Origin of the sequence: Streptomyces sp. NPDC059906 (assembly GCF_042730645.1) — a bacterium.
GTDB classification, from domain to species: Bacteria; Actinomycetota; Actinomycetes; order Streptomycetales; family Streptomycetaceae; genus Streptomyces; species Streptomyces rubrogriseus.
Genome location: NZ_JBHWKU010000026.1, coordinates 101,510 through 128,204, shown reverse-complemented (window position 1 = coordinate 128,204; position 26,695 = coordinate 101,510). Strand labels below are relative to the sequence as shown.

26 protein-coding genes are annotated in these 26,695 nt (G+C 73.5%); 10 read left to right on the top strand and 16 right to left on the bottom strand.

What is annotated here, in order from left to right:
- Positions 1 to 42 precede the first annotated feature (42 nt).
- The 4 genes from ACFV9J_RS30920 to ACFV9J_RS30905 all read right to left on the bottom strand — a co-directional run bounded on the left by ACFV9J_RS30920 (position 43) and on the right by ACFV9J_RS30905 (position 4,917).
- Complete coding sequence (locus tag ACFV9J_RS30920; RefSeq protein WP_385359565.1) at positions 43 to 1,194, bottom strand: SchA/CurD-like domain-containing protein; 1,152 nt, start codon at positions 1,192 to 1,194, stop codon at positions 43 to 45.
- 151 nt (positions 1,195 to 1,345) lie between these two features.
- Complete coding sequence (locus tag ACFV9J_RS30915; RefSeq protein WP_385359563.1) at positions 1,346 to 2,026, bottom strand: class F sortase; 681 nt, start codon at positions 2,024 to 2,026, stop codon at positions 1,346 to 1,348.
- Between the two features lie 129 nt (positions 2,027 to 2,155).
- On the bottom strand, positions 2,156 to 2,716 hold the full coding sequence (locus ACFV9J_RS30910; RefSeq protein ID WP_385359561.1) for a hypothetical protein: 561 nt from the start codon (positions 2,714 to 2,716) through the stop codon (positions 2,156 to 2,158).
- Positions 2,717 to 2,979: 263 nt separating this feature from the next.
- Positions 2,980 to 4,917, bottom strand: a complete 1,938-nt coding sequence (locus tag ACFV9J_RS30905) for a SpoIIE family protein phosphatase (RefSeq protein ID WP_385359559.1) — start codon at positions 4,915 to 4,917, stop codon at positions 2,980 to 2,982.
- Between the two features lie 140 nt (positions 4,918 to 5,057).
- Here ACFV9J_RS30905 and ACFV9J_RS30900 point away from each other — a divergent pair, with 140 nt between their 5' ends.
- A complete protein-coding gene (locus ACFV9J_RS30900; protein ID WP_385359557.1) occupies positions 5,058 to 5,609 on the top strand; it encodes a GNAT family N-acetyltransferase in 552 nt (183 codons plus the stop codon).
- A 285-nt stretch (positions 5,610 to 5,894) separates the two neighbouring features.
- Here ACFV9J_RS30900 and ACFV9J_RS30895 read toward each other — a convergent pair whose 3' ends face one another.
- Positions 5,895 to 6,368, bottom strand: coding sequence for an ATP-binding protein (locus ACFV9J_RS30895; protein ID WP_385359556.1), 474 nt, complete (start codon positions 6,366 to 6,368; stop codon positions 5,895 to 5,897).
- Positions 6,369 to 6,645: 277 nt separating this feature from the next.
- Here ACFV9J_RS30895 and ACFV9J_RS30890 point away from each other — a divergent pair, with 277 nt between their 5' ends.
- Entirely contained in the window at positions 6,646 to 7,842 is a 1,197-nt protein-coding gene (locus ACFV9J_RS30890; protein ID WP_385359576.1) for a cytochrome P450, read from the top strand.
- A 47-nt stretch (positions 7,843 to 7,889) separates the two neighbouring features.
- Here the strand turns inward: ACFV9J_RS30890 and pgm are convergent, their stop codons facing one another.
- The 4 genes from pgm to ACFV9J_RS30870 form a co-directional block, all read right to left on the bottom strand.
- Positions 7,890 to 9,530 (bottom strand): phosphoglucomutase (alpha-D-glucose-1,6-bisphosphate-dependent), encoded by a 1,641-nt coding sequence (gene pgm / locus ACFV9J_RS30885; protein WP_385359554.1) that lies wholly within the window; start codon positions 9,528 to 9,530, stop codon positions 7,890 to 7,892.
- Positions 9,531 to 9,638: 108 nt separating this feature from the next.
- Entirely contained in the window at positions 9,639 to 10,007 is a 369-nt protein-coding gene (locus ACFV9J_RS30880; protein WP_385359552.1) for a hypothetical protein, read from the bottom strand.
- 154 nt (positions 10,008 to 10,161) lie between these two features.
- Complete coding sequence (locus tag ACFV9J_RS30875; RefSeq protein WP_385359551.1) at positions 10,162 to 10,902, bottom strand: Type 1 glutamine amidotransferase-like domain-containing protein; 741 nt, start codon at positions 10,900 to 10,902, stop codon at positions 10,162 to 10,164.
- A gap of 9 nt (positions 10,903 to 10,911) precedes the next feature.
- Positions 10,912 to 11,847 carry a LysR family transcriptional regulator gene (locus ACFV9J_RS30870; RefSeq protein ID WP_164272658.1) on the bottom strand — a complete coding sequence of 312 codons (936 nt, stop codon included), beginning with the start codon at positions 11,845 to 11,847 and terminating at the stop codon, positions 10,912 to 10,914.
- A gap of 95 nt (positions 11,848 to 11,942) precedes the next feature.
- Between ACFV9J_RS30870 and mdlC the strand changes: the two genes are divergently transcribed.
- The 3 genes from mdlC (at position 11,943) to ACFV9J_RS30855 (ending at position 16,429) form a co-directional block, all read left to right on the top strand.
- On the top strand, positions 11,943 to 13,577 hold the full coding sequence (mdlC, locus tag ACFV9J_RS30865) for a benzoylformate decarboxylase (protein ID WP_385359549.1): 1,635 nt from the start codon (positions 11,943 to 11,945) through the stop codon (positions 13,575 to 13,577).
- A gap of 47 nt (positions 13,578 to 13,624) precedes the next feature.
- Positions 13,625 to 15,079: a benzaldehyde dehydrogenase gene (locus tag ACFV9J_RS30860; RefSeq protein WP_385359547.1), complete on the top strand. Its 1,455-nt coding sequence runs from the start codon at positions 13,625 to 13,627 to the stop codon at positions 15,077 to 15,079.
- 90 nt (positions 15,080 to 15,169) lie between these two features.
- Positions 15,170 to 16,429, top strand: a complete 1,260-nt coding sequence (locus tag ACFV9J_RS30855; protein ID WP_385359545.1) for an MFS transporter — start codon at positions 15,170 to 15,172, stop codon at positions 16,427 to 16,429.
- Between the two features lie 74 nt (positions 16,430 to 16,503).
- On the opposite strand, the gene ACFV9J_RS30850 is transcribed toward ACFV9J_RS30855, so the two are convergent.
- Both ACFV9J_RS30850 and ACFV9J_RS30845 read right to left on the bottom strand, forming a co-directional pair.
- Positions 16,504 to 17,265, bottom strand: coding sequence for a PepSY domain-containing protein (locus ACFV9J_RS30850; RefSeq protein ID WP_385359543.1), 762 nt, complete (start codon positions 17,263 to 17,265; stop codon positions 16,504 to 16,506).
- A gap of 66 nt (positions 17,266 to 17,331) precedes the next feature.
- A complete protein-coding gene (locus ACFV9J_RS30845) occupies positions 17,332 to 18,318 on the bottom strand; it encodes a LysR substrate-binding domain-containing protein (RefSeq protein WP_385359541.1) in 987 nt (328 codons plus the stop codon).
- A 215-nt stretch (positions 18,319 to 18,533) separates the two neighbouring features.
- On the opposite strand from ACFV9J_RS30845, the gene snpA reads away from it, so the two are divergent.
- On the top strand, positions 18,534 to 19,217 hold the full coding sequence (gene snpA, locus ACFV9J_RS30840; protein ID WP_385359538.1) for a snapalysin: 684 nt from the start codon (positions 18,534 to 18,536) through the stop codon (positions 19,215 to 19,217).
- 72 nt (positions 19,218 to 19,289) lie between these two features.
- On the opposite strand, the gene ACFV9J_RS30835 is transcribed toward snpA, so the two are convergent.
- Positions 19,290 to 19,982, bottom strand: coding sequence for an adenosylcobinamide amidohydrolase (locus ACFV9J_RS30835; RefSeq protein ID WP_385359535.1), 693 nt, complete (start codon positions 19,980 to 19,982; stop codon positions 19,290 to 19,292).
- Between the two features lie 175 nt (positions 19,983 to 20,157).
- Between ACFV9J_RS30835 and ACFV9J_RS30830 the strand changes: the two genes are divergently transcribed.
- Entirely contained in the window at positions 20,158 to 20,508 is a 351-nt protein-coding gene (locus tag ACFV9J_RS30830) for a hypothetical protein (RefSeq protein ID WP_003971713.1), read from the top strand.
- Between the two features lie 48 nt (positions 20,509 to 20,556).
- On the opposite strand, the gene ACFV9J_RS30825 is transcribed toward ACFV9J_RS30830, so the two are convergent.
- The gene (locus tag ACFV9J_RS30825; protein WP_385359532.1) at positions 20,557 to 21,753 is read right to left on the bottom strand and encodes a globin domain-containing protein; all 1,197 of its coding nucleotides are present in this window, start codon (positions 21,751 to 21,753) and stop codon (positions 20,557 to 20,559) included.
- Between the two features lie 72 nt (positions 21,754 to 21,825).
- On the bottom strand, positions 21,826 to 22,272 hold the full coding sequence (nsrR, locus tag ACFV9J_RS30820; protein ID WP_385359530.1) for a nitric oxide-sensing transcriptional repressor NsrR: 447 nt from the start codon (positions 22,270 to 22,272) through the stop codon (positions 21,826 to 21,828).
- Between the two features lie 149 nt (positions 22,273 to 22,421).
- Between nsrR and ACFV9J_RS30815 the strand changes: the two genes are divergently transcribed.
- Together ACFV9J_RS30815 and ACFV9J_RS30810 are read left to right on the top strand one after the other, a co-directional pair.
- Positions 22,422 to 22,859: a hypothetical protein gene (locus ACFV9J_RS30815; RefSeq protein ID WP_385359528.1), complete on the top strand. Its 438-nt coding sequence runs from the start codon at positions 22,422 to 22,424 to the stop codon at positions 22,857 to 22,859.
- Positions 22,849 to 23,655 (top strand): SDR family NAD(P)-dependent oxidoreductase, encoded by an 807-nt coding sequence (locus ACFV9J_RS30810; protein WP_385359527.1) that lies wholly within the window; start codon positions 22,849 to 22,851, stop codon positions 23,653 to 23,655. The genes ACFV9J_RS30815 and ACFV9J_RS30810 overlap by 11 nt, the downstream gene beginning before the upstream one ends.
- On the opposite strand, the gene ACFV9J_RS30805 is transcribed toward ACFV9J_RS30810, so the two are convergent.
- Both ACFV9J_RS30805 and ACFV9J_RS30800 read right to left on the bottom strand, forming a co-directional pair.
- The gene (locus tag ACFV9J_RS30805; RefSeq protein WP_385359525.1) at positions 23,627 to 25,348 is read right to left on the bottom strand and encodes an MFS transporter; all 1,722 of its coding nucleotides are present in this window, start codon (positions 25,346 to 25,348) and stop codon (positions 23,627 to 23,629) included. The two genes, ACFV9J_RS30810 and ACFV9J_RS30805, sit on opposite strands and share 29 nt — an antisense overlap.
- Entirely contained in the window at positions 25,345 to 25,797 is a 453-nt protein-coding gene (locus ACFV9J_RS30800; RefSeq protein WP_385359524.1) for a MarR family winged helix-turn-helix transcriptional regulator, read from the bottom strand. The genes ACFV9J_RS30805 and ACFV9J_RS30800 overlap by 4 nt, the downstream gene beginning before the upstream one ends.
- Positions 25,798 to 25,918: 121 nt before the next feature.
- On the opposite strand from ACFV9J_RS30800, the gene ACFV9J_RS30795 reads away from it, so the two are divergent.
- Positions 25,919 to 26,611 carry a GAF and ANTAR domain-containing protein gene (locus ACFV9J_RS30795; protein WP_385359522.1) on the top strand — a complete coding sequence of 231 codons (693 nt, stop codon included), beginning with the start codon at positions 25,919 to 25,921 and terminating at the stop codon, positions 26,609 to 26,611.
- Positions 26,612 to 26,695 lie beyond the last annotated feature (84 nt).

Here is a 26,695-nt window from a genome sequence, read left to right as displayed (position 1 = left end):
GCACGGTCGCGGTCCGGCGGCCGACGCGTGGGCCGGGGCCGTTCAGGCGTCCGGTGCGCGCCGGTCGGTGACCAGCTCCATCCGGGCACCCTCCAGAGCGCGGACGAGTCCGCCGCCGGTCGGGGAACCGGCGTCGGTGAAACCGTCCAGAAGGGTCGTCAGCTCGGACACCCGGCCGGGGTCCGGAAGGCCGAGGGTCACCGCGGGATCGCCGTCATGGAGATCCCCGCGTACGTCGACCAGCCGCACCACAACGTCGTCGCGCTGGAAGATCGTGCTGCACAGGACCGGGCTGCGCGGATCCCTTGCGGCCGCTTCGTCGCGCTCGGCGAGCAGTTGGGCCAGCCGCATGCCGCAGCCCGGACGGGCCGGGTACGACAGCGCGTGCCGCTGCGCCCGGTCCTGCTCCTCCCCCGCCGTCACGTGGTGGACGGCGGGCAGCGCCGCCCGCGTGTAGAAGACCCGGGCGGACTCCGGGTCGCCGAGGTCCCGGTCCTGCTCCAGGTAGGGGTTGATGGCCTCCTCGACGGCCCGCACCTCGGGCTGCTCGGCCACGTGCCGCAGGGCGGCGAGCAGGTCGCCGCGCACCTCGATGGCCCGCACCACGCGGTTGCCGTGCAGGAACAGGGACGTACGGCACAGACGGGTGGTGTCGTCGACGCGCGGTTCGGGAGAGGCGTAGTCGGCGAGGATCTTGCCGACCGCCTCCTCGCTGCCCGGCTTCACCGTGAAGGTGAGCGCGTGCCGGATGACGCCGTCGCCGACGCGGGGCGCGGCCTGCAGTCCGCCCCCGGCCGGATCGGCGCCGGTCGACGGGCGGCCGGTCTCGCGGACCACGTGGAAGCGGAGCGAGCGGGTGTCCCGCACGCAGCTGTGCAGCGGCTTGACCATGCGCACGTGCTCTTCGCTGCTCACCCAGTTCAGGAACGGCGGCGCGCTCTCCCACTCGCTGGTGATCAGCCACTGGGAGGGGTTCTCGATGGACTGGCACAGCTGCTCGCCGATGTGGCCGGGGACGGACTCGACGTGGCTGCGCAGGTTCTCGTACGTCTCGAGGAACTGCTGCTGGGCTCCGTCGTAGACCTCCACCAGCAGGACGACCCGCAGCCGGGAGCCGTCGAACACGGACTGGGAGACCTGGTGCGACAGCTGTCGCGTCAGCGGTTCGGAAGCAGGGGTGGACGTGGTGGTCATCCTGCGCACATCTCCTTCGCGGGGGCGGAACTGAACGTCGGCCGCGGTGATGCGACGCCGGCTTGCCTCGATCCTGTGCCGGGCCCCGACCGCGCGCGACTCGTGTGCGGTGCGCGGGTGACCGGCGCCGTGGCTCACCCGGTGCGCGGCCTCAGTCGAGGTGTGCGAAGACGACCAGGTTGTCCGTGTAGTCCTTGACCTTGTGGTCGTAGTCGCCCGCGCAGGTGATCAGTCGCACCTCGGGCCGCTCCGCGTCGCCGTACACGCGGTCGCTCGGGAACTCGTCCTTGGCGAAGGTCTCCAGGCTGTCGACCACGAAGGTCGCGCTGCGCCCGTCCGCGCGCCGGACCTGGAACTTGTCGCCCTTGTCGAGCTGGTCGAGCTGGGCGAAGACGGCGGCCGACGTCTTGGTGTCCACGTGCCCGGCGATGATCGAGGTGCCCTTCTCGCCGGGCGAGACGCCCTTGGCGTACCAGCCGACGAGATTGGTGTCGCCGGCCGGCGGCGGCTGGAGCTGCCCCTTGTCTCCGATGGCGAGGTCGGTGAAGGGGGCGTCGACGGAGATCTCCGGGATCAGCAGGCGCACCGGTTTCGACCGGGGCAGGGCGGAGTCGGCCGCGCCGGTCGCGGGCGGGGCGGACGAGGCGGTGGTGCCGGGATGCGCGGGCAGCGGGGGGCGGGAGGAGTCGGCGGACGTGTCGTTGCCGCCGACCAGGCTCACCGCCAGGATCAGCAGGGCCACGGCGCACAGCACCATCAGGCCGGAGCGGGAGCCCTGACCGGTCGTCGTCTCGTCGTCGGCCGGGGCGGGGGTGGGAGGGGGGACTGACATCGGGGACGACCTCACTGGGACGCGGCGGCAGGACGGACACGAGGGGGGCGGGGCGTGGGCGGAGCGGGCGAGCCGGGCCGCCCCGTGGTTCCTGGGTGGCGGCCCGGCTGCTATGGCGCCCGGCACGGCTTACGCCACTCCGTGAGCCGACTTCTTGCGTCGGACGGCGTACAGACCGGTCGCGGCGACGGCCAGGACGGCCAGCCCGCCCGCGGTCGTGGTCGGGGTGGCCAGTCCGCCGCCGCCGGTGTGCATCCCGCCGCGCGGCTTCTCGTGGTCGCCGCCGCCCCTGGAGCTCTCGCCCTCGTCCTGCTGGTAGGTCTGCGAGCCGCCTTCCTTGGACTCGCGGCCGCCGCCGTCCCAGTCGCCCTCGTTCACCGCGGCCAGCGCGCCGCCGCCGGTGTGCATGCCGCCACGGGGCTCGTCGTGCTTGCTTCCGTTGTCGTGCTCCTTGCCGGAGGACGCGTCGTCGTGGTCCCAGTCGCCCTCGCTCACCGCGGCCAGCGCGCCGCCGCCGGTGTGCATACCGCCGCGCGGCTCGTCGTGCTTGCTTCCGTTGTCGTGCTCCTTGCTGTACGAAGAGTCGTCGTGGTCCCAGTCGCCACCGGCCGCCGCGTAGGCGCCGGGAGCACCGAGGACGAAGACGGCCGAGGCCGCCGCCGTGGTCAGGAGCATCCGAGCAGAACGCATCTGTGGTTCCTTCCGTCACGGCCGGGCAGCTGGTGCTTCGTCAGCTGAGGTGACCCGGCCCCGACGTGAATCACCGTCAGCCCGTCGTCCGTCTCGCACCACTCAAGGCGCTCAGCCGGGTGAACACGCCGCCCGTTCGGGTGCGGTGCCCGCTCCCCGCCGGGCCGCGAACCGGCGTGGACGGCTGTGGAGTTGGACCGGTCCGGACGGGGTGTCACCCCGCGACGACCCGTCACCCCCGTCTGCGCGGGCCCCGGGGTCCGCTACTCCTCCGGGTCCACGTGGGTCGGGTCCCGCACCTCGGCCTCCTGGCGCAGGGAGCCGGGAGCGGCCCGGTCGGGGGTGGCCTCGCTCTGCCCGGACTGGGGCGGCGGGGGCGGCTCGGTGTCGTCGGGCGCGCCCATGCCGGCGGCGGGCAGACGCAGGGCGAGCAGGGCGACGTCGTCCCCGCGGGGCGCGATGCGCGCGAGCAGTTCGTCGCAGAAGTCGTCGACGCTCCACCGGTCCGCCCGCCGGGCCAGTACGCCGGCATGGTGGCGGAGCTGGTCCATGCCCACGTCGATGGGACGGTCACGGCTCTCGACCAGGCCGTCGGTGTAGAGCAGGAGGAGGCTCTCCGGCGGCAGTTCCTCGCGCGTGTCGGGCCAGTCCAGGCCGAGGCGCAGGGTGGCGCTCATGCCGATGAGCGGGCCGTGGCCGCCCTCCAGGAAGCGCGTGTCGCCGTCCCGCGTGACCAGCAGCGGCGGCGGGTGTCCGGCGTTCACCCAGTGCAGCCGCCAGGGGCCGCCCTCGGCCCCTTCGACGCGGGCGAAGACGAGGGTGGCCATGGGCGCGTCGCTGGTGTTGGTGACGGCCTCGTCCAGCCGGCGCATGATCACGCTGGGCGGCTCCTGGTGGTCCCAGGCCAGGGCGCGCAGCATGTTGCGGACCTCGGCCATGTGGGCGGCGGCCTGCAGGTCGTGTCCGACGACGTCCCCGATGACCAGGGCCATCACGCCGTCGCCGAGGAGGAAGGCGTCGTACCAGTCGCCGCCGACCTCCATGGCGCTCTCGGCGGGCCAGTAGCGGGCGGCCATCCGGAGGTGGTCGACCTGGGGAAGCGGGGTCAGGAGCTGGCGCTGCATGGTCTCGGCGACGTTCTGCTGCTCGTGGTAGAGCCGGGCGTTGTCCAGGACCAGTCCCACCCGGCGGCCGATGTCCGCCAGCAGGGCGACCTCGGCCTCGGTGTGGGCGGGGCGCTCTCCGGCGCGGCCCACCGTCAGGATGCCGTAGGACCGCTGGCGGGTGCGCAGCGGGATGGCGACGGCCGCGTGGCCGCCGAGCCGTTCGAACAGCACCCGGTGGGTGGCGGCGAGCGGGTGCTCCGGGTCCCGGAACAGGTCGTCGGCCTTCAGCGGGACGGGCCGGTCGCCCTTGATGAGCAGGGTGAGCGCGGCGCGGGCCTGGTCCGGCAGCGAGGTCATGGGCCCGCGCAGCGGTCTGGCCCGGTCCGGCCGGGTGCTGCTGCGTACCGCCACCCGTTCCAGCAGGTCCGACCGGCCCGGGTAGACGTCGACCGCCGCCCACTGGCCCAGTTCCGGCACCAGCAGCCGCACGAGCCGGCGGAGGGTGGTGGAGGTGCGCTCGGTGGGGACCAGCACGGTGGAGATCTCGGCGACCAGGTGCAGCTGGGCGGTGAGCGCCTCCAGGGCGGTGGTCCGCGCCTCGGTCTCCTCGGTGGCGCTGCGGTGCAGGCTGAAGTCGTGGAAGACGAGCACCAGCCCTTCCTGCCGTCCGCCGCGGACGAGGGGGGTGGTGGCCCAGATGATGGGGACCGTGGTGCCGTCGGCCCGCTGGAAGTACTCGTCGCTGCCCTCCTCGGCGGGCACCCCGTGCAGCGGGCGGCGCAGCGCGCACCGCTCGCGCGGTACGGGGCTGCCGTCGGCGTGCCGGTGCAGGAGGTCGTGTGCGTCGTGCCCGAGCATCTCCTGCTCCGACCGTCCCAGCAGCTGCTCGGCCCAGGGGTTCACCGAGGTGATCCGGGCGGTGGGGCCGAGGGTGAGGACGCCGGCGCCGAGGGCGCGCAGGACGGCACGGGAGAGGTCGGGCTCCACGGACTCGGGCACGCCGTGTGCCCCGGCCGCCGCACGGTGCTGTGCCTCGGCCGCCGTGTCGTGCCCTGGTTCCTCGCCGTTGTGGTGGCCCGCCCAGCGTGATGTCACGACCCTCACAGCCTTCCGATGCCGTCCATCCCGCCAGGTTCCCCGGGGGACGGTGATGAACCGCTCCGCGCGGCCGGGGGGGAGGGACGGGGTGCGTAATCCTGTCGCCCGGTCCGGCCCGTGTCCCGTACGTTCACGGGATGTCCGAACTTCGAACCGATCGTCTCGTGCTCCGCGGCTGGCGGCCGTCCGACCTGGACCCTTGGGCGGCGATGAACGCCGACCCGGTGGTCCGCGAGTACTTCCCCGAGGTCCTGACCCGGGCGCAGAGCGAGGCGTCCGTGGCCCGCTTTAAGGCCGACCTCGACCGGCGGGGCTGGGGCTGGTGGGCGGTGGAGATCGCCGCCACCGGCGAGTTCATCGGCTTCGCCGGGCTCGATCCCGTGGAGGACGGCATGCCGTTCACCGGGGTGGAGGCGGGCTGGCGCCTGGCCCGCCCGGCCTGGGGGAACGGCTTTGCCACCGAGGCCGCACGGGCCGCGGTGACCCACGCCTTCGAGGAACTCGGGCTGGCGGAGGTCCTCGCGGTGACCGCGGCCGGCAACCGGCGTTCGCGGGCGGTGATGGACCGCCTGGGCATGACCTACGACCCGGCCGACGACTTCGACGACCCGGAGATCCCCGAGGGCCCCCTGCGCCGCTCCGTGGTGTACCGCCTCCGGTCCCGGGACCACCGGTCCGGCGCACTGTAGTGGGGGCCGGGTCACCGTGTGGGACGGGGCCGCCGCCCCGCACGCCGGTGATTGTCACATCCCGAAGCGGAACGCGCCGCCGTGCCGGCTGGTGCCCCGCCACCGCCCACCACGGGCCCACAGGCAGGTGCCGCGCGACCGCCGAGAGCCGGCCACGCCATCGCGCAAGCAGGTACTGCGCCACCGCCCGGAGCAAGCCCGGTCACCACGGACGCATGCTGCGCCGCCACGCCGAGCGGGGCCCGCTGCCGCCGACGTCCTCCCGGGCGGGTCGGGCCGGGCGGGTCAGGCCGGGTGGCCGAGGGTGGCCCTGCCGGTCAGGTCGTCGGCGAGTCCCACGGCGGCCCTCATGCGCTTGCCGACCGGCTCCCGGTGCACCTCGAAGCTCTCGCAGACGGCCATGACGATCTCCAGCCCGTGCCGGCCGACCCGGCCGGGGTCCGCGAGCCCGGGCACGGGGAGCACCGGCGCGCTGTCCCACACGGTGACCTCCACCCGGCCCTCGGCCAGTTCGAGATCGACCAGTGAGGGCCCGGGCGCGTATTTGCACGCGTTCGTCAGCAGCTCGCTGACCACCAGTTGCACCACTTCCACCGTGCGGTCGGACACCTGGGCGCCCTGCGCCGCGCGCACGCGCGCCAGAAACCGCCGGGCCAGTTCCCGGCCCCTGGCGATGTCGCCGGGCATGCCCTGGTACTCCGCCGAAACCTTGACCGACCCGTCTTTCAGCCGGTCCCCCGTATGGGCAGCCCCGTCCATCCGATCCGCCCTCTTCCTGAGCCTTGACCGTTACGCCGACCCGTCTACCCCCGAATCCGGCGAACATCACCCGCCCCACGGAGTCGTGCTGCGCGCAGATGTTCCGCGTCCGTCGGACGCAGGACCCGGCAGAAGAAGCACAGGCAGTCCCGGCAGCCCCGCAGCGCCTGCGCGCGGTCCGGGGCTGGTCTGCGTCGGGCGGATGGCCGATCCTGGTGACCACGTCGTCGAGCCGGGTGGCCGCCGGGGCCGCACGGCCGGAGTGGGGGGTGGCCACGTGGTGCAGGACGGACGGGTCTCAGCGCGGAAGGCCGACCCGGGCCGGGCCGGGCCGGCGTGCCCGGTCGACCGGGCGGCGGACGGGACCTGGCGGGTGCACGATTTCGCCGTCGCGCGGGCGCTGCTGCGCGGTCCCGGCACCGTGCAGGCCGGTCTCGGCATCGAGACGGTGGAGAAGCTCCCGCCGCGCGTCCGCCGGCCCGTGCTCTACCGGGACGGCCCCGAGCACCGGGAGCACCGCAGGCAGACCGCCCGCTACTTCACTCCCCGCCGGGTGGACGAGCACTACCGCGAGCCGATGGTCCGGATCGCCGAGGAGCAGCTGGCCGTCCTGCGCTCGGCCGGCGAGGCCCCGCTCTCCGACCTCGCCTTCGGTCTGGCCGTCGGCGTGGTGAGCGAGGTCGTCGGGCTGCGGTACAGCAGGCCCGGCATCCGCCGCAGGCTGGAGCGGTTCTTCCCCGAGGAGTTCGGCGAGCCGGGACTGACCAGTGTCCGGGGCCTGTACTGGCTGGTGCGGCAGAACACCAACTGGCTCCGCATCCACCTGGCCGACGTGCGCCCCGCCGTCCGCGCGCACCGCCGCCGCGAGCACGACGACCTGATCTCCCACCTGATCGCGGAGGGCTGCTCGGACGTCGAGATCCTCGGCGAGTGCCTGACCTTCGCCGCGGCGGGCATGGTCACCACGCGCGAGTTCGTGTGCCTGGCCGCCTGGCACCTGTTCTCGGACGCCGAACTGCTCGGCCACTACCGGTCGGCGGACGAGACCGGGCGTCTGGCCGTGCTCCAGGAGCTGCTGCGGCTGGAGCCCGTGATCGGGCGCCTGCGCAGGCGGGCGACCGGGCCGGTGGAGCTGTCCTGCCCCGACGGGCCGGTGACGGTGGGCGCCGGCGAGTACGTCGAGGTCCACCTGGACGACGCCAACGCGGACCCGAGTGCCGTGGGCGAAGAACCGCTGCTGGTCCGCCCGGAGCGCTCCGGGGCGGTCGGCGCGGGACTCTCCTTCGGCGACGGGCCGCACCGGTGCCCCGGGGCACACATCGCCCTGCTGGAGACCGACGTGTTCCTCAGCCGCCTGTTCGCCCTCGACGGCGTCCGGATGAGCGGTGAGCCGCGCGTCACCTTCCAGGAGGCCATCGACGGCTACGAGATCCGCGGGCTGACGGTGTCGCTCCCCCGGGCCGGCCGCGGCTGACACGGCTGACCGGCCCGGGACCGCCGTACGGCGTAGGCGCGGCGGTGTCAGCCGCCCAGGGCGCCGAGTACGACGAGCTTGGCCTCGTCCTGCACCTGGCGGAGGTGGTCCGCGCCGAGGAAGGACTCGCCGTAGATCTTGTAGACGTCCTCGGTGCCGGAGGGGCGGGCCGCGAACCAGGCGTTCTCGGTGGTCACCTTGATGCCGCCGATGGGGGCGCCGTTGCCGGGTGCCTCGGTGAGCACGGCCGTGACCGGCTCCCCGGCGAGGGTGTCGGCCGTGACCTGGGCCGGGGACAGCCTGGCCAGGCGGGCCTTCTCCTCGCGGGTGGCGGGGGCGTCGATACGGGCGTAGGCGGGCTCGCCGAACCGGGCGGTGAGCGCGGCGTAGTGCTCGGAGGGCGTCTTGTCGGTGACGGCGGCGATCTCGGAGGCGAGCAGCGCGAGGATGATGCCGTCCTTGTCGGTGGTCCACACGGAGCCGTCCCGGCGCAGGAACGACGCGCCGGCGGACTCCTCGCCGCCGAAGCCGAGGGAGCCGTCGACCAGTCCGTCCACGAACCACTTGAAGCCCACGGGTACTTCGACCAGGCGGCGGCCGAGGTCGGCGGCGACCCGGTCGATCATGCCGGAGGACACCAGCGTCTTGCCGACGCCCGCCCCGGCCGGCCAGTCGGTGCGGTGGGCGTAGAGGTAGGCGATCGCGGTGGCGAGGTAGTGGTTGGGGTTCATCAGGCCGCCGTCGGGGGTGACGATGCCGTGCCGGTCGGCGTCGGCGTCGTTGCCGGTGGCGATGTCGAAGCGGTCGCGCCGCTCGATGAGGGAGGCCATGGCGTGCGGCGCCGAGCAGTCCATGCGGATCTTGCCGTCCCAGTCCAGCGTCATGAACCGCCAGGTCGGGTCGGCGAGCGGGTTGACCACCGTCAGGTCGAGGCGGTGCTGCTCGGCGATCCGGCCCCAGTAGGCGACCGAGGCGCCGCCCAGCGGGTCCGCGCCGATGCGCACGCCCGCCGAGCGGATCGCGTCGAGGTCCAGGACGCCTGGCAGGTCGCGGACGTACGCGTCGAGGAAGTCGTGGCGGTCGGTGCCGGGGGCGGCGAGCGCCCGCGCGTACGGGATGCGCCGTACGTCCTTCAGTCCGGCCGCGATGATCTCGTTGGCCCGGTCCTGGATCCAGGAGGTGGCGTCCGAGCCCGCGGGGCCGCCGTTCGGCGGGTTGTACTTGAAGCCGCCGTCGGCGGGCGGGTTGTGCGAGGGGGTGACGACCACGCCGTCGGCGAGGCCCGAGGTGCGGCCCCGGTTGTGGGTGAGGATGGCGTGGGAGACCGCCGGGGTGGGGGTGTAGCCGTCCGCGCTGTCGACGAGGACGGTCACGTCGTTGGCGGCGAACACCTCCAGCGCGGTCACCCTCGCGGGTTCGGACAGGGCGTGGGTGTCGGCGCCCAGGAAGAGCGGGCCGTCGGTGCCCTGTGCCGAGCGGTACTCGCAGATGGCCTGGCTGGTGGCGGCGATGTGGTCGTCGTTGAACGCCGCCGCCAGCGACGAGCCCCGGTGCCCGGACGTGCCGAAGGCCACGCGCTGGGCGGGCTCGCCGGGGTCCGGGTGCAGGGCGTAGTACGCCGTCACCAGCCGGGCGACGTCGATCAGGTCCTCGGGGCCGGCCGGCTTCCCGGCTCGGTCGTGCTGCATGCGCCCACTCCTCCGCATAGGTCGGGACTTCGCTCGCGGGTCCCATCTTCCCTTGTCCGCGGAGTGGTGCCGTGCGTGGCGTCCGGTGTCAGATCCGGCCGTCCGGTGTCAGATCCGGCCGCCGGTGAGGCGGGTGAGGGGTCCGTGCGCGTGCCGTCCGGCGCGGCGGCCCACCGCGTAGGAGGCGGCGCTCACGACGGTGAGGCCGGCGCCCACGCCGGCGGCGACGAGTTTGCGGTGGGCGACGACCGTCCACGCCGTCTTCGCCGTGGCCGCGACCTGGCCCGAGGTGGCGGAGACGGCCTGGCGGCCGGCCGCGACACCCTTGGCCGCGGTCCGGACGGCGCCGTTCGCGGCGTCGGCGGAGCGCTGGGCACCGGCCTTGGCGGCCGACGCGGCGTCACCCGCCTTGGACTCGACGGTCGCGGTGCCGGTCGGCTTCTTGCTCGTGTTCTTGTTCGGATCGCTCATGGACATCGCCTTGCCCCTCACCGCGCGGGCAAACACGGACGCCCCCGCACCGGTGCGTCACGGCGGTCGCGACGCTCAACGAGGTCCGGCCGTCGAGGCGTTGGTCCCGGTCCCCGGCGCGGACCGTTCAGGCCGGGGACCGTTCGCCGCCGGGGCCCGGTCACCGTCGCGGACGGTGCAGTTCCCGCGGCTCGATCCGCTCCTCCGCCGCCGTGTCGCCGTCGCGGACGACCACGTAGGCGCCCTTGCCCGGGACTTCGGTGACCGCCTCGGTCAGTTCGGTGCCGCGGTAGACGAGGCCGACCCCGTCGTCCGTGCAGTGGGCCGTCGGGAGGGTGCCGTCGGCGACGAGGCGGTGGATCAGGGGACGGCGGCCCGGGTCGACGTCGTAGTGGACGCCGTTGCCGTAGGGCAGGAAGTCCAACGCGTCGGTGATCGGGCGCAGTTCGGGGCCGAAGGAGTCGGTGGCGCCGCCCCGGAACCAGCACAGGGAGCCCGCGCTCACGCCGCTGAGCACGACGCCCGCCTCCCATGCCTTGCGCATGACCCGGTCGAGGCCGTGCACGCGCCACACGGCCAGCAGGTTGGCCACCGATCCGCCCATGACCCAGACGACGTCCTGGTCGAGCACGGTCTCCTCGACGTCCTCGACGTTGGGCATGGGGAACAGGTGCAGCGGCGTCAGGTCGAACCCGGCGACCCGGGCGGCCTCCGTCATGCGGGCGGTGAAGTGCTCGGCATCCCCTATCGCGGTGCCCACGTACAGGACACGCGGGCGGCGGCCGTGCGCGCCCGAGAGGTCCACCGCGTGATGGACCAGGGCGTCGAAGGCCACCATGGTCCGGCCGCCCGCGCGATGGCCGCCCGAGGTGGCGAGGATGGTGGGTTCCGGTGCCGTCATGCGGTGATCCTAACGACGGCTTGACGGCGGCAGCTGGGCCGGGCTCACCTGCTCGCCCAGTACCTCGGCCATGAACTGCACGAGCCAGCGCTGGGCCGGGCTGCGCGAGGACTCGTGCCGCGCGTACAGGGCGATCTCGATGGGTTCGGTCTCGAACGGCAGCCGCACCAGGCGCACCCGGTGGGACGCGGTGAAGACCTCGCCGACGTACTCGGGGACGATGGCCACCAGGTCGGTCTGTTCCAGCAGGTAGGGGAGCATCGAGAAGCGGGTGGCGTCCACGGCCACCCGCTCCAGGAGCCCGTGCGCGCCCAGCAGTGCCCTGGGCGTGACGTGGCCGCTCGGTCCGAACACCGTCGCGTGGTGCTCCGCGGCGAGGTCCGCCGGCGTGACCGCGTCGCCGCGTACGCGCGGATGGTCGGCCGCGACCATCAGGACGTAGCGCTCGCGGAAGAGCGGGATGCGCACGGTGAGGTGCGAGGTGATCACCGGGGTGGCCACGAACGCGTCGAGGTCGCCGCGGCGCAGCTGGCCCTCGGCGTCCTCCACGTCGAAGGGGCGGACGGTGAACGACACGCCCGGCGCCCGCTCGCGCGCGGTGGCCACCAGCCTCGGCAGCAGCGTCGCCTCACCGAGGTCGGACAGGGCGATGGTGAACCGGCCCGACATGCTCCCGGCGTCGAAGAGGTCGCCCTGGCGGACCGTCCCGTCGATCTCGGCCAGCGCGCGCTGGAGCGGCAGGTACAACCGCCGTGCGCCGGCGGTGGGGGTCAGCCCGCGTCCGTTGCGGCGGAACAGCTCGTCGTCGAAGTGCCGCCGCAGCTTGCCCAGGCTGTAGCTGACCGTGGGCTGCGTGACGTGGAGCGTCTCGGCGGTGGCCGTGACGCTGCCCGTCTCGTAGAGCAGGACGAACACGCGGGCCAGGTTGAGATCGAAGGTGCCCATATCGACGAACTCTATATCGGAGTGGCGAAACATCTATTGGTGCCCATGTCGTGGGGTGCCTAGCGTGTGCCGCGTCACTTCGAAAGGAAACGTCCGTGCCATCCGTGCGTCGTGTCTCCCACGAACTCCTGGAGCGCCAGGGGCTCACCACCGTCTTCGGCAATCCGGGCTCCAACGAGCTGCCCTTCCTCGCCGAGCTGCCCGACGGCTTCCGCTACGTCCTCGGTCTGCACGAGGGCGCCGTCGTCGGGATGGCGGACGGGTACGCCCAGGCGACCGGCCGCCCGGTGCTGGTCAACCTGCACGCCGCCTCCGGTTCCGGCAACGCCATGGGCGCCCTGACGAACGCCGTCGCCTCCCGTACGCCGCTCGTGGTGGTGGCCGGGCAGCAGGTGCGCCCCGCCATCGGGCCCGAGGCCAACCTGGCCAGCGTCGACGCCCCCGCCCTGATGAAGCCGCTGGTCGGCTGGGCGGCGGAACCGGCGTGTGCCGGGGACGTGCCGCGCGCGCTCGCCCAGGCCGTCTTCGAGGCGCGGCTGCAGCGCCGGCCGACCTACCTGTCCGTGCCGTACGACGACTGGGCGGCCGACGTCGACGACAACGCCCTGGCCGTGCTCGACCGGCGGGTGCTGCGGGCCGCGGTGCCCGGCGGTGAGCAGCGCCGGTGGCTCGTGGAGCAGGTCGCCTCGGCCCGGCGCCCCGCGCTCGTGCTGGGCGGCGACATCGACTCGGCCGGCCGGTTCGACGACGCGGTGCGGCTGGCCGAGCGGCTGGGCGGTCCGGTGTGGGCGGCGCCCTCGCAGTTCCGGCTGCCCTTCCCGAACCGGCATCCGCTGTTCCGGGGCGTGCTGCCCGCCGGCATCGCGCCGGTCTCGGCGGCCTTCGAGGGCCATGACCTGGTGCTGGTGCTGGGCGCGCCGGTCTTCCGCTACCACGAGTACCTGCCCGGCCGGTACCTGCCCGAGGGCACCCGGCTGATCCAGGTGACCGAGGACGCGGGCGCCGCCGCGCGGGCGCCGATGGGCGAGGCGCTGGTCGCCGACCCGGGTGCCGTCATCGACGTACTCCTGGAGGCGCTCGACGCGTCCGGCGCGCCCGCGGGTGCGGGTGCGGCGGCGGGTGCGGGTGCGGCGGCGGGTGCGGGTGCGGGTGCGGGTGCCTTCCGGCCCGTGCCCGAGCCGCTCGCCGCCGAGGGGCCGGGGCTCCATCCCGAGCAGGTCTTCGCCGCGCTGCGCGACGAGATGCCCGAGGACACCGCGTACGTCGTCGAGTCGACGTCGACCAACGCGGCGTGGTGGCGCCAGATGGACCTGCGCCGTCAGGGCTCCTACTACTTCCCGGCAGCCGGAGGCCTCGGTTTCGGGCTGCCCGGCGCGGTCGGCGTGGCGATGGCACAGCCCGGACGGCCGGTCGTCGGCGTGATCGGGGACGGCTCGGCCAACTACGGCATCACCGCCCTGTGGACGGCCGCGCAGCACCGGGTCCCGCTGACCGTCGTCCTGCTGCGCAACGGCACGTACGGGGCGCTGCGCTGGTTCGGCGGTCTGCTCGGCGTGCCGGACGCGCCGGGTCTCGACATCCCGGGCCTGGACTTCACCCGTATCGCGGAGGGCTACGGCGTCCGCGCCCAGCACGTCGGCGGGGTGGCTCAGCTGCGCGCCGCGCTCGCCGAGACGCCGGACCACCCCCGCCTGATCCAGGTGGACACGGCACTCACCACGCCCTCCTGAACCGACTCGCCATCACCACACCGAAGACACCGACGAGAGGGAAGACGATGACACTCCTGGACAGCGCCGTCTGGGGCGGGAAGTTCTCCAGCGACGGCTGGCAGGGCTCCCCCACCGAACAGCCGGTGACCGAGCCCGCCACCGGTGACCGGCTCGGCACGGTGGGCCTGGCCTCGGCCGAGGACGTGAACCGCGCGGCCGCCCGGGCCGCCGAGGCCCAGCGCGAGTGGGCGGCGACCTCGCCGCAGCGGCGGGCGGCCGTGCTGCGGCGCGCGGGTGAGCTGTTCACCGAGCACGCCGCCGAGATCGAGGACTGGCTGGTGCGCGAGGCCGGCTCGGTGCGGTCCAAGGCGGCCTTCGAGGCGGGGCTGGCGATCGGCGAGTGCTTCGAGTGCGCCGGGCTGCCCACGCATCCGCAGGGCGAGGTGCTCACCTCGGAGGACGCCCGCTGGTCGCTCGCCCGGCGCCGCCCGGCCGGTGTCGTCAGCGTGATCGCGCCCTTCAACTTCCCGCTCATCCTCGGCCTGCGTTCGGTGGCCCCCGCGCTGGCGCTCGGCAACGCCGTGCTGCTGAAGCCGGACCCGCGCACCGCGGTGAGCGGCGGTGTCGTCATCGCCCGGATCTTCGAGGAGGCGGGGCTTCCGGCAGGTGTCCTGCACCTGCTGCCGGGCGACGGGTCGGTCGGCCGGGCGGTCGTGGAGGCGCCCGAGGTGCGGGTGATCTCGTTCACCGGTTCCACGCCGGTCGGGCGGGCGATCGGCGAGCAGGCCGGGCGGCTGCTGAAGCGGGCGCACCTGGAGCTGGGCGGCAACAACGCACTGGTCGTGCTGCCCGGCGCGGACGTGGCGAAGGCGGCCTCGGCGGGCGCGTTCGGCTCGTATCTGCACCAGGGGCAGATCTGCATGACGACCGGCCGGCACATCGTGCACGAGTCGCTGGTGGAGGAGTACACCGCCGCGCTCGCCGCGAAGGCCGAGGCGCTGCCGGTGGGCGACCCGGCGCGTCAGGACGTGGCGCTGGGCCCGATCATCGACCGGCGGCAGCTGGAGCGGGTGCACGGCATCGTCACCGACAGCGTCGCGGCGGGCGCGAAGGTCGCCGCGGGCGGCGAGATCGACGGCGCCGGATACCGCGCCACCGTCCTGACCGGCCTGACGACGGACATGCCGGCCTGGCGCGAGGAGATCTTCGGCCCGGTCGCGCCCGTCATCTCCTTCTCCACCACGGAGGAGGCCGCGCGGATCGTCAACGACTGCGAGTACGGGCTGTCGGTCGGCATCCTCGGCGACGTCGGTACGGCGATGAAGCTCGCCGACCGGATCGACTCCGGCAAGGTGCACATCAACGAGCAGACGGTCAGCGACGAGCCCAACGCCCCCTTCGGCGGGGTCAAGGCGTCGGGCACCGGCTCCCGCTTCGGCGGCGCCGCGGCCAACGTCGAGGCGTTCACCGAAACCCAGTGGCTCACGGTCCGCCCGGACATCGCCGACTACCCGTTCTGATCCCTCCGGTCACCCGTACCGGTCCCACCCGGCCGCCCCGGCCGGTCCGGCTCCGCTCACTCACACCCGTCCCCCGGGGGGAGAGTCACCATGGCTTCCACCACCACGTCCGGCGCGCCCGCGCAGACCGGCCGCGCCGCCGGCGGCACCTGGACGGTGATCCTGTGCTGGATCACCGTCCTGCTGGAGGGCTACGACCTCGTCGTCCTCGGCGCCATCATCCCCACCCTGCTCAAGACCCACCACCTCGGCATGACCGCGGGTGACGCGACCACCATCGCGACGCTCTCGCTGGTGGGCGTCGCCATCGGCGCGGTCTGCGTCGGTCCGCTGGCCGACCGGCTGGGCCGCCGTCGCCTGCTCATCGGCTCGGTCCTGCTCTTCTCGGTCCTCACCATCGTGGTGCCGCTGGCCAACTCCGTCGCGATGTTCGCCGCGCTGCGTCTCCTCGCCGGTCTGGGCCTGGGCGCCTGCATGCCGGTCTCGCTCACGATGATGGCCGAGCACATGCCGGCAGGCCGCCGGGCACGGGCCAGCACCCTGACGATGACCGGCTACCACACCGGTGCGGTGATCACCTCGTTGCTGGCCCTCCAGGTGACCGACAACTGGGAGATCCTCTTCTACCTGCTCGGCGTCGTCGGCCTGGTGATCGCCGCGATCCAGTGGTTCAAGCTGCCGGAGTCGGCGGCCTTCGAGCGGGCCAAGCGGGACGGGGCGCAGCGGGTGCCGTTCACCGAGCTGCTCAAGCCGGCGTACCTGCGCGCGGGCATCGGCATCTGGGTCGCCTCGTTCATGGGCCTGCTGCTGGTCTACGGCCTCAACACGTGGCTGCCCAAGCTGATGAACGACGCGGGCTACCCCGTGCCGACGGCCGTGACCCAGCTCCTGGTGCTCAACATCGGCGGCGTCGTCGGCCTGGTCCTCGGCGGATACGTCGCCGACCGGCGGGGCATCAAGGGCACCACCATGGTCTGGTTCGCCGTCTCGGTGCTCATGCTGGGGTGCCTGAGCATCAAGATGGAGAGCGACCTGCTGCTCAACGTGGTCGTCTTCTTCACCGGCGTGTTCGTCTTCTCGGCCATGGTGCTGGTCTACGCGTACGTGACGCACTACTACCCGGCGTCCGTGCGGAGCACCGCGCTCGGCTCCGCGTCCGGCATCGGCCGGATCGGCTCGATCGTCGGCCCGTCGATCACCGGCGCCCTGGTCGCCTCGGGGGTGGGGCACCCGTGGGGCTTCTACTTCTTCGCCGCGGTGGCGGTCCTCGGCTTCCTGGCCGTACTGACGCTGCCGCGCGGCGGCGGGGCCGCGACGGCCGCGCCGCCCGCCGCACCGCCGGCCGGGTGACGCCCTGAGGACATGAGAAACGGGAGCAGTGGGCCGCGCGGCCCGCTGCTCCCGTCGGTGTCCGGGGGGGTGTCTCAGTCCTTGTCGACCTTCTGGCTCAGCACCTTGCCGTTGGCCGCGTCGACCTCGACGGTGGTCTTGTTCCAGTTGCTCTTGTCGACCACGTCGACGCCCCAGACGACCTGCTGGTCGTCGTTGTCGCCGAGTTCGACGTGGGTGACGGTGCCCTTCGCCTTGGCGGTGGCCGCCTTGACCGCCTGCTCCGGCGTCTGCTTGGCCTGGTCCAGCCAGTCGGTCACCTGGGTCTTGTCGTCGGGGTCCTGGTCCGGGTCGACCATGGTGCGGAAGACCTTGCCGCTCACCGCGTCGATGTCGATGCGGTGCAGGGTGCCGTCGGACTGGGCGACCTTGGCCTCCCACTCCGGGGCGCCCGCGCTCGGGGCGGGGTTCGGCATGCTGGGGCTCGCCGATCCGGTCGGCGAGCCGGACGGCGACGCGGTGGCGTCGGCCTCCGTGCGCTTGAGTTCGAGGTCCACGAGTTTGCCCTCGGGGACCTCCTTGACGGCGGTGTCGGCGGCCTTGTCCCAGGTGACCTTCGTCGCCGAGACGAGTTCCTTGCGCTCCGTCTGGTCCTCGCTCATCGAGGCCGACGGGGAGCCGGAGGGGGACGCGGACGCGGTGTCGGTGGCGGAGGGGGATTCGGTCTGGGCCGCCTCCGCGACGCTGGAACGGGTCGTATCGGCGTTCGTGCAGGCCGTCAGCAGCAGGACGGAGGCGCCCAGGGCACCGGTCACGGCCAGCGAACGCAAGGTGGGAAATCGTCGTGCAGAGCTCATGATGCTGTCCGTAACCGCTCCGTCACGCGGACACACCGGTCCGGTATGAAAATCACCCTATTGGCTTCAGCGGGCCCGCACGAACTCCACCCGACCGCCTCCCGCGGCGGTCACCGGGCATCGGGGCAGCGTCCGGATCCCACCCCCTTCCAGCCACTCCCGGTACGCGGTGGACTGGCGGGCGGCCTCCCAGTACGCGTCCTCCAGGGCGGGGAAGACGGCGTCCAGCTCGGCCCGGGTGCGGGCGGCCAGCAGCAGGCGTACGCCGAGGGGGTCGCCGTACAGGCGCCGCACCGCCGTGTCGGGGCGGGACTGGGAACTGGGCTGGCAGACCGTGACGACCTCGCCGGTGGCGACCAGGGAGGCGGCCGTGTGGTAGTCGCCGTGCAGCACCCGGGGGTTGAGGCCGACGGCGCGCAGCATGCGGTGCACGCCGTCCCATTCGCCGTCGACGGTGGGGTCGACCATCCACCGGTCCTCGGCGAGGTCGGCGAGGCGGACGACGGGCCGGGCGGCCGCGGGGTGGTCGGCGGGCAGCATGACGAACTGCGGTTCGCGCTCGACCAGGACGCGCAGCCGCAGGTCCTCGGGGATGTGCAGCGCACAGCCCTCGACCTCGTGCACGAAGGCGACGTCGAGCTGCCCGTCGGTCACCCGGCGCAGCAGCGCGTTGGCGGAGACGTCCATCTGCAGGGTCGGTTCCAGGCCCGGCCGTCTGAGCCGGCGCAGCCAGCCGGCCAGGGCCCGGCTGGCCGTGGAGCCGACCCGCAGCCTGCTGTCGCCGCCGGCCGCGGCGGCGCGGGCCTCGCGGACCAGGGTGTTCATGTCGGTCAGCAGCGGACGGGCCCGGCCGAGCACCGTCCGGCCGAGCGGGGTGGGGCGGCAGCCGGTGCGCCCCCGGGTGAACAGCGGTCCGCCCAGGGCCTGTTCGATGCGGGTCAACTGGGTGCTCAACGTGGGCTGCGCGACACCCAGTTGGCGTGCCGCCCGGTGCAGGCTGCCGGCGTCGGCGATGGCGCACAGTGCGCGTAGGTGCCTCACCTCGAGCTCCATGCAGGGAGCGTAAAGCGGAACAGTTGGTTGCGCCAGGTGAACAAAACGCGGCGGATCAGGGCGAGTTCTGCACTCTGGTCAAAGCTGGAACGAGTGGCCGGGCGGCGGGTGATAGCCCGGCCCTATCACCTGTTGCCATCATCACAGCGGGCTCATGGGCGCCCCACACTCACCGATGACGACTTCTCCCCACTCCCCCACTCAAGGAGTCATCGATGCGTATCACCCTGCCCCTGCTGTCCACCGCGGTCGGTCTCGGCCTGACGGCCGCCGTGCTCGGCACCGGCCCCGCCGCGACGGCCGCGGCGCCCCAGGAGCCGGTCCGGGCCGCCCAGCTCGGCTACCAGCCCTCGCCCGGCTCGGGCGAGGACGCGGCCGCCAACCGCGCGTTCTTCGAGGCGGTCGTCAAGTCCGTCGCCGAGAAGCGCGCCGCCAACCCGTCGGCCGCCGCGGCCGTCACCGTCTACTACAGCGCCACCAACGCGCCGAGCTTCCGTTCCCAGATATCCCGCTCCGCCCAGATCTGGAACAGCTCGGTGTCCAACGTGCGGCTCGCGGAGTCGGGTTCCGGCGCGGACTTCGCGTACTACGAGGGCAACGACTCGCGCGGCTCGTACGCCTCCACCGACGGGCACGGCAGAGGCTACATCTTCCTCGACTACCGGCAGAACCAGCAGTACGACTCGACCCGCGTGACCGCCCACGAGACCGGACACGTGCTCGGCCTCCCCGACCACTACTCCGGGCCGTGCAGCGAGCTGATGTCCGGCGGCGGCCCCGGCCCGTCCTGCACCAACCCCTACCCGAACTCCAACGAGCGCGGCCGGGTGAACCAGCTGTGGGCCTACGGCTTCCAGGCCGCCCTCGACAAGGCGCTGGAGAAGGCCTCCCAGCGCTGACGTAAGCGGACCACCGTGTGTGGGCGGCCCGGCCGGGCCGCCCACACACGCGTGTACCGGAGCGCGCCGCGCTCAGGGGTGCGCGACGGCGGGGAGCGCGGCGCGTACGGCCCGGTGGACGGCCCGGGCCAGCCGGGCGCCCCACTCGGAACGGGGTCCCGCGAAGGCGTGCACCTCGGCGTCGCCGACCGGGGCCCGGGCGGCGACGCACACCGCGTCGGTGGGGGTGCCGGAGCAGTCGAGACCGGCGTCGAGCAGCGCCTGGACCTTGGCCTCGGTCGCCGTCATCACCGCGTTGACCAGGGCGGCGTCGCTCAGTGCGACCGGCAGCGCGGCGACGATGTTGATCGTTCCGGGCGGCCCGGACCCGGCGGCGCCCTCCTGCGGCGTAGCCGCCCAGCCCCGCACCGAGATGCCGGCGGTCGCCACGGCCTCGGCTCCGCCGTCCCGCGCCCGGCCGTGGGCGGACACGTCGGCGGCCGTCATCAGGCCCACGCCCGGCCCGCGGGCCCCGGCGGCTCGGGCCAGGTCGGCCAGGTGCCGTGCGGGGTCGGTGCGCCGGTAGCCGTGGGCGACCTGGGCGTTGAGCACCCAGGCGCGCTCCCCGGTCCCGCCGCCCAGCACGGCGCTGCTGACCATCCGCCACCCCGGCCCCGGGCGCCACAGCAGGGCGCGCAGCCGTTCGCCGTCCTCCACCCGGGTCAGGTCTTCCACGTTCAGCAGGTGGTCGGCCCCGGTGCGGGGCGGCGGCAGGAGGGCGGGCACGGGTGGGGGCTCCCAGCGGTGATCGGCGCGGGTCAAAGGCGGGCCGGACGATCGTACTCGGGGCCGGTGTCCCGGCGGCCGGCCGGCCGGTCCGTCGCGGGGCGCATTGCGGACCCGGGTCCGGGCACCTTCACTGAACACAACTTCGCCACCAGGCGACGGATCGGAGGCCGCGATGCTGTCCCACACCCTGGAGCATGGGGTCCTGGTCATCACGGTGGACCAGGACCCGGGTATCGCCGGGCGGGCCACGCTGACCACGCACATCACCAACCTGGTCGACGCCCATCAGCCGACCCCCGTCGTCATCGTCCTGACCGAGCGGGCGGGCGGCCACGCCGCGGTCAGCGCGGTGCTCCGGGCCCATCAGTGGTGCGGGCGGCTCGGTGTCCTGATGTCCGTCGTGACCCACAGCGCGCCCGTCCGGCGGCTGCTGGAGGCCAACGCCGACTCCTCGGGGCCGCGCCTGGTGGTGCACGCCCGCGTGGACACCGCGATCAGCACCGCGTTCACCGCCGCGGCCTAACGCCCCGTACCGGAGTTCCGCGGCGGGTGCCGTCGGCCGCCGCCGCCGCTACTGCCGTCCGAGCCAGAGGTCGGGGCCGAACACCTCGTAGTGGATGTCCTCGGCGGGCACCCCGCGGCGCAGCAGGTCGCCGCGGACCGCGCGCATGAAGGGCACCGGGCCGCACAGGTAGACCGTGAGGTCAGCGGGCAGGTCGAGGCCGCCGAGGTCGGCCCGGCCGGTGGACGCCTCCGGTGCCCGGTCGCCGGGCTCCTCGTACCAGAGGTGGAGCCGGGCGTCGGGCAGCGTGCGTATCAGGTCGAGCTGCTCCTGCCGGTGGGCGTGGTGGTCGGGGGCGCGGTCGGCGTGCACCACGGTCACCGGGCGGGTGGCGCCGGCGGCGGCCAGGTGGCCGAGCATCGAGAGCATCGGTGTGACGCCGATACCGGCGGAGGCCAGCAGCAGCGGACCGTCGTGCTCCGCCAGGGCCAGGTCCCCGGCCGGCAGCGACACGTCGAGCACGTCGCCCTTGCGGGCGTTCGCGTACAGCCAGGAGGAGACCTCGCCGTCCGGCTGTCCGTCGCCCCGGACGCGCTTGACGGTGATGCGCCAGTCGGACCGGCCGGGCGCGGCGGACAGGCTGTACTGGCGGATCTGCCGGGCGCCGTCGGCCAGTTCGACCTGGACGCTGACGTACTGACCCGGCCGGAACGGCACGACGGGACGGCCGTCGGCGGACCCCAGGACGAGCGAGACCGCGCCGGCGCTCTCCTCGACCCGGTCGAGGATCTCCATGGGGCGCCAGACGTCTCCCTCCGCGACGCCCTTCTCGGCGTAGAGGCGCGCCTCCAGGGCGATGAGCGCGTTGGCCATCAGCCAGTAGACCTCGTCCCAGGCCCGGGCCACCTCGGGGGTGACGGCGTCGCCGAGCACGTCGCCGACGGCGGCCATCAGGTGCCGGTGGACGATCGTGTACTGGTCGGGGGTGATGCCGAGCGAGGCGTGCTTGTGCGATATCCGGGAGAGCATCACGTCGGCGCGCTCGTCCGGATTCTCCAGCAGCAGGCCGGCGAACGCGGCGACCGAGCCCGCCAGGGCCCGCTGCTGCTCGCCGTTGGCCTGGTTCCCCCGGTTGAACAGGTCCCGCAGCAGCTCCGGGTGGGCGTCGAAGAGCTTGCGGTAGAACAGGTCGGCGATGTCACCGATGGCCGCTCCGACGGCGGGAAGGGTGGCTCGGACCACGGGAACGGACTGTTCGGAGAGCACAGCGACTCCTTAATTGGTAGATGATATTCGTGTTTTAGGTCACAGCTCGACGGCCTTTGGGGACCGCCGCCCTCATCCCGAGGGGCGGTCCGTCAGGCCGAGCAGAACCGGGCCGGTCGGTGAGGCCACCAGGTCGGTCACGGTCAGCGGGTCGAGCGCCGCGTAGAACGCCTCCTGGGCGTCGCGCAGCGCACGGCGCAGCCGGCAGGCCCCGCGCAGCGGGCAGGGGTTGTCGCCCTCGCAGTCGACCACCTCGCCGTCGCCTTCCAGCTCGCGCACCAGCCAACCCACCGAGGCGTTGCGCCCCAGGTCGGTCAGGGTCAGCCCGCCGCCGCGACCGCGTCGCGCCTCCACCACACCCAGGTGCTGCAGGCGGGTGATGGCCTTCGCCGCGTGCGTGTACGGCACCCCCACGACCTCGGCCACCTCTCGGGTGGCCAGTGGTTCGTCACCGTCTCTCACCACCGCCAGGCGCATGACCGAACGCAGCGCCAGGTCGGTGAACTTCGTCAGCCGCACACCAGGACGCTATCAAATGCGCATGCTAGATTCGCCTTTACCCGGGGTACTGAGCCTGTGCGGTGCGTCACTGGGCCAGCCGCCCCGGGACGCACCGCCCAACGGGGCGGCGTACGGGCACGGTTGGGCACACGGAACGGCGGCACCTGATGGCAGCGGAAGACGGCGGCTCCCCGGGCACTGCGGGCCCTCCCCTCCCCCGGGTGCTGTGCGACACGGCGGAACTCCTGTCCCTGGGCGGCGACGCGCCCGCCGGCGCCCTGTGGAAGCTGGCGGAACCCGGCCGGCAGCTCGACGCCAACGTCGTCCGCCTCCCCGCCGGCGGCCGGGTGGACACCCACACCGAGCCCGACCTCGACGTCCTGCTGCTCGTCCTCGACGGCGCCGCCCGCCTGGAGTCGGCCGACGGCGGGCACGCCCTGCGCGCGGGCGTCCTGACCTGGCTGCCGCACGGCTCGACCCGGGCCGTCCTCGCCGGGCCGGACGGGGCGACGTACCTGACCGTGCACCGTCGGCGCCCCGGCATGCGCGTCCAGCCGCCGGAGGCCGCCGGCCGGCTGCGGCGGTCGCTCGGCGGTGACGCCTGATCAGACCCCGGGCGACGCCGGCGGACCGGCGGTCTCCGCGCGCACGAGGGCCCGCAGCGCCGTGTCGTCCGCACTGCCCCTGGACGTCACCGACCCCGCCTCGGTCGTCGCCGCCGCCGAAGGGGCCGAGCAGGAGTTCGGGCGCATCGACATCCTGGTCAACAACGCCGGATACGGCTACCTCGCCGCCGTCGAGGAAGGGGAGGACGCCGCGGTGCGCGCCCTGTACGACACCAACGTGCACGGCGTGGTCACCGTCCTGAAGGCCGTGCTGCCCGGCACGCGGGAGCGCCGCTCGGGGCGGATCGTGAACATCTCGTCCTCCGGCGGTCTCGCGGCCTTCGCGGCGACGGGCCACTACCACGCGACCAAGTTCGCCCTCGAGGGACTGTCCGAGTCGCTGGCCGCGGAAGTCGCCCCGCCCGGCATCGCGGTCACCGTCGTCGAGCCCGGGGGCCTGCGCACGCAGTGGGCCGGAACGTCGATGCGGCAGTCGCCGACGCGGCTGGCGGACTACGAGCAGACCGCGGGCAGGCGCCGGGCCGCCACCCTGGCGGTGTCCGGCCGCCAGCCCGGCGACCCCGTCCGCGCCGCCGCCGCGATCGCCGCCGTCGTGGATGCCGCGGCCCCGCCGCTGCGGCTCCTGCTCGGTTCGGACGCACTGGCCGGTACCCGCGCCCGCCTTGAACGGCTGCGGCACGAGATCGACGCCAACGAGGCCTCACCCGCAGCGCCGACCTGGAGCGGACCTCCTGAACCGAGGCCGCTCACCGTGTCTCGGCACGCAGCTCCGTGAGGGACCGCGCCGTCAGCGGGCGCGGCTCGGCGTCCGGGTCGACGAGTACGACGGTGCAGGTGGCCGCGTGGGTGAGCGCGCTGGTGAAGCTGCCGTCGGCGAACTGGACCAGCGGCCCGCGCGGGGAGCGGCCGACCGCGACCGTGCGGGCTCCCACCTCGGCGGCGTGCCGGGCCAGGACGCGGCCCGCGGCGGCGTGGTCGCCGACGCCGGTGAGGATCTGGCCGGTGGCGGCCACCCCCATGCCGCCGAGCCGGTCGAGGTGGGCGGTGACGGCGGCCTTCGCCTGCTCGTCGGTCTCGGTGTCGGCGGCCTGTTCCTCGACGACGGCGGTGCGCCGTACGTGGACGACCTCGAGCGGGCTCGCGGTGCCACGGGCGAGGCGGGCCGCGGCGTCCACGACGGCGGCGGCCTCGTGGTGGGCTGCGACGGCCACGACCACGGGGGGCGCGTCGGTCGCCGGCGGGGCCCCGACGGGGGTGAGCGCCGGGGTCACGGGCTCTGTCTCGCCGGTGTCCGTCTCGGCCCGGCGCAGCAGTCGGTGGCCGCTGGCCAGGACGGGGATGGCGAGGAGGAAGGTGGCGGCGCCGAGGTAGAAGGGGACGCTCAGATCGGTGGCGTCGGCGAGCTTTCCGGCGACGTAGGGGGCCAGCCCACCGCCGATGAAGCGCAGGAAGCCGTACGCCGAGGAGGCCACGGGGCGCTCCACCGGCGAGACGAGCATGACGGCCTGCGTGGTGAGGGTGTTGTTGATGCCGATGAAGGCGCCGCTGACGACGACCGCGACGATCACGGTGGTGGGGTCGGTGACACCGGCGGCTATGACGGCCATGACGACGGCGAGGCCGAGCAGGTTGGCGTAGAGGACGGGCGCGGTGCCGTAGCGGGCCTGCAGGCGCGGGGCGAAGAAGACGCTGAAGGCGGCGACCAGCAGTCCCCAGCCGGTGAAGACCAGGCCGAGTTCGTGGGCGTCCAGCTCCATCGGGTACGGCGCGTAGCCGAGCATGGTGAAGAAGCCCCAGTTGTACAGCAGGGCCATGATGCCCATGGTGAGCAGGCCGCGGTGGCGCAGGGCCTTCAGCGGGGCGAGCGGTGAGGTGACCTTCTTGGGCCTGGGCAGGTCGGGGACGAAGGCGAGGGTGGCGATCAGGGCGACGGCCATCAGGGCGGCGACGCCGAAGAAGGGGCCGCGCCAGCTGATGCCGCCCAGTTCGCCGCCGAGCAGGGGGCCGACGGCGATGCCGAGCCCGAGGGCGGTCTCGTAGAGGATGATCGCGCCGCTGAAGCCGCCGCTGGCCGAGGCCACGATGACCGCGAGGGAGGTGGCGATGAACAGGGCGTTGCCCAGTCCCCAGCCGGCCCGGAAGCCGACGATGCCGTTGATGGAGCCGGTGGCGCCCGCCAGGGCGGCGAAGACGACGATGACGGCGAGGCCGGTGACCAGGGTGCGCTTGGCACCGATGCGGCTGGAGACCCAGCCGACGAAGAGCATGGCGACGGCGGTGACGATCAGGTAGCTGCTGAACAGCAGGGAGACCTGGCTGGGGGTGGCGTCGAGGCTCTCGGCCAGTGCCGGCAGGATCGGGTCGACCAGGCCGATGCCCATGAACGAGATGACGCAGGCGAAGGCGACCGCCCAGACGGCCTTCGGCTGCCGGAAGGGACTGGCTGCCTTTCCACGTGGTGCACTCATGCGCGGTCTTCCTCCGAGGTTTCCTGACGGTTGTCGATGACCCGGGCCAGCGCCAGCAGCGCGGTGGTGGTGGCCTGCCGCTCCGGGCCGGTCATGTCCTCCATGAGCTGCCAAAGGGCCCGGGCGCGCTCGGCGCGGCGCCGGTCCAGGACCTCGACACCGGTGGGCGTCACCGCCACGAGCACGCCACGGCCGTCGCTCGCGTCGGCGGTGCGCCGGGCCAGGCCCGCGCGTTCCAGACGGGTGACGAGCTGGGTCATGTTCGGCTGGGAGACGCCCTCGGCCCTGGCCAGTTCGGTCAGCCGCTGGGGGCCCTCGCGGCTCAGCCTGGCCAGCGTCGAGGAGGCCGCGGTGCTCAGACCGCCGGTCCGGGCGCTCTGCCGCACGTAGCGGATCATCTGCTCCACGGCGACGATCAGGTCGTCCGGGCCCTCCGGGGACGTGTCCATAAGCGCATTATGCATTTAGATGTAGTACGAAACAAGATGGGTCGCCGCCGCCTCCGCCTGTTGCTTCCGGCCACCGCTGGGCACTCGGCACGGGAGCGAGGGAGGACAGGGAGGACACGGCATGGACGACTGGCGCGGCTTCGCGCAGCAGATGGCCTCGCTGGCCCGCGATCTGCTGTCCCAGGAATCACTGCACGACACACTGGAACGGATCACCGCCTCGGCCACGGAACTGGTGGACGACTGCGACGCCGCCGGCATCCTCATCCTGCGGGGCACCAAGGTGCAGTCCCTGGCCCCCACCGAACAGGTGGTGATCGACAGCGACGAACTGCAGGGTCGCGTCGGAGAGGGCCCGTGCTTCGACGCCGCCCGCAGCGGCACGCAGGAACGCCAGTTCCGGATCTCCGACTTCACCGACGAGGCCCGGCGCTGGCCCGAGTACGTCCCCGAGGCACGCAAGCTGAACCTCGGCAGCATGATGGGCTTCCTGCTGTTCACCGAGGACGAGGACCTGGGCGCACTGAACCTGTACTCCTACAAGCCCGGCGCGTTCACCGAGGCCGACGAGACGGCCGGCTGGCTGCTGGCCTCCCACGCGGCGGTCGCCTTCTCCAGCGCCCGTACACACGCCCAGTTGCAGGAGGCGATCGGCACCCGGCACACCATCGGGGAAGCGATGGGCATCCTCATGGGCAGGCACCGCATCTCCGAGGACCAGGCCTTCGCGGCCCTGCGCCGGTACTCGCAGGACCGCAACGTCAAACTGCGGGACGTGGCGGCCCAGGTCTGCGAACGGGGCGGCCTGCCCTGAGCCAACACAGAAAAGATGAACGAGTTTCCGCTCTTTCGGATCACGAACCCTCGTATAGTGATCGTCAGTTGAGTGCCGTGTGAC

Excerpts from the sequence above, each read along its gene's own strand:
- ACFV9J_RS30920 (WP_385359565.1), bottom strand. The coding sequence starts at position 1,194 with ATGACCACCACGTCCACCCCTGCTTCCGAACCGCTGACGCGACAGCTG.
- ACFV9J_RS30915 (WP_385359563.1), bottom strand. The coding sequence starts at position 2,026 with ATGTCAGTCCCCCCTCCCACCCCCGCCCCGGCCGACGACGAGACGACG.
- ACFV9J_RS30910 (WP_385359561.1), bottom strand. The coding sequence starts at position 2,716 with ATGCGTTCTGCTCGGATGCTCCTGACCACGGCGGCGGCCTCGGCCGTC.
- ACFV9J_RS30900 (WP_385359557.1), top strand. The coding sequence starts at position 5,058 with ATGTCCGAACTTCGAACCGATCGTCTCGTGCTCCGCGGCTGGCGGCCG.
- ACFV9J_RS30895 (WP_385359556.1), bottom strand. The coding sequence starts at position 6,368 with ATGGACGGGGCTGCCCATACGGGGGACCGGCTGAAAGACGGGTCGGTC.
- pgm (WP_385359554.1), bottom strand. The coding sequence starts at position 9,530 with ATGCAGCACGACCGAGCCGGGAAGCCGGCCGGCCCCGAGGACCTGATC.
- ACFV9J_RS30880 (WP_385359552.1), bottom strand. The coding sequence starts at position 10,007 with ATGTCCATGAGCGATCCGAACAAGAACACGAGCAAGAAGCCGACCGGC.
- ACFV9J_RS30875 (WP_385359551.1), bottom strand. The coding sequence starts at position 10,902 with ATGACGGCACCGGAACCCACCATCCTCGCCACCTCGGGCGGCCATCGC.
- ACFV9J_RS30870 (WP_164272658.1), bottom strand. The coding sequence starts at position 11,847 with ATGGGCACCTTCGATCTCAACCTGGCCCGCGTGTTCGTCCTGCTCTAC.
- ACFV9J_RS30860 (WP_385359547.1), top strand. The coding sequence starts at position 13,625 with ATGACACTCCTGGACAGCGCCGTCTGGGGCGGGAAGTTCTCCAGCGAC.
- ACFV9J_RS30855 (WP_385359545.1), top strand. The coding sequence starts at position 15,170 with ATGGCTTCCACCACCACGTCCGGCGCGCCCGCGCAGACCGGCCGCGCC.
- ACFV9J_RS30850 (WP_385359543.1), bottom strand. The coding sequence starts at position 17,265 with ATGAGCTCTGCACGACGATTTCCCACCTTGCGTTCGCTGGCCGTGACC.
- ACFV9J_RS30845 (WP_385359541.1), bottom strand. The coding sequence starts at position 18,318 with ATGGAGCTCGAGGTGAGGCACCTACGCGCACTGTGCGCCATCGCCGAC.
- snpA (WP_385359538.1), top strand. The coding sequence starts at position 18,534 with ATGCGTATCACCCTGCCCCTGCTGTCCACCGCGGTCGGTCTCGGCCTG.
- ACFV9J_RS30830 (WP_003971713.1), top strand. The coding sequence starts at position 20,158 with ATGCTGTCCCACACCCTGGAGCATGGGGTCCTGGTCATCACGGTGGAC.
- ACFV9J_RS30815 (WP_385359528.1), top strand. The coding sequence starts at position 22,422 with ATGGCAGCGGAAGACGGCGGCTCCCCGGGCACTGCGGGCCCTCCCCTC.
- ACFV9J_RS30805 (WP_385359525.1), bottom strand. The coding sequence starts at position 25,348 with ATGAGTGCACCACGTGGAAAGGCAGCCAGTCCCTTCCGGCAGCCGAAG.
- ACFV9J_RS30800 (WP_385359524.1), bottom strand. The coding sequence starts at position 25,797 with ATGGACACGTCCCCGGAGGGCCCGGACGACCTGATCGTCGCCGTGGAG.
- ACFV9J_RS30795 (WP_385359522.1), top strand. The coding sequence starts at position 25,919 with ATGGACGACTGGCGCGGCTTCGCGCAGCAGATGGCCTCGCTGGCCCGC.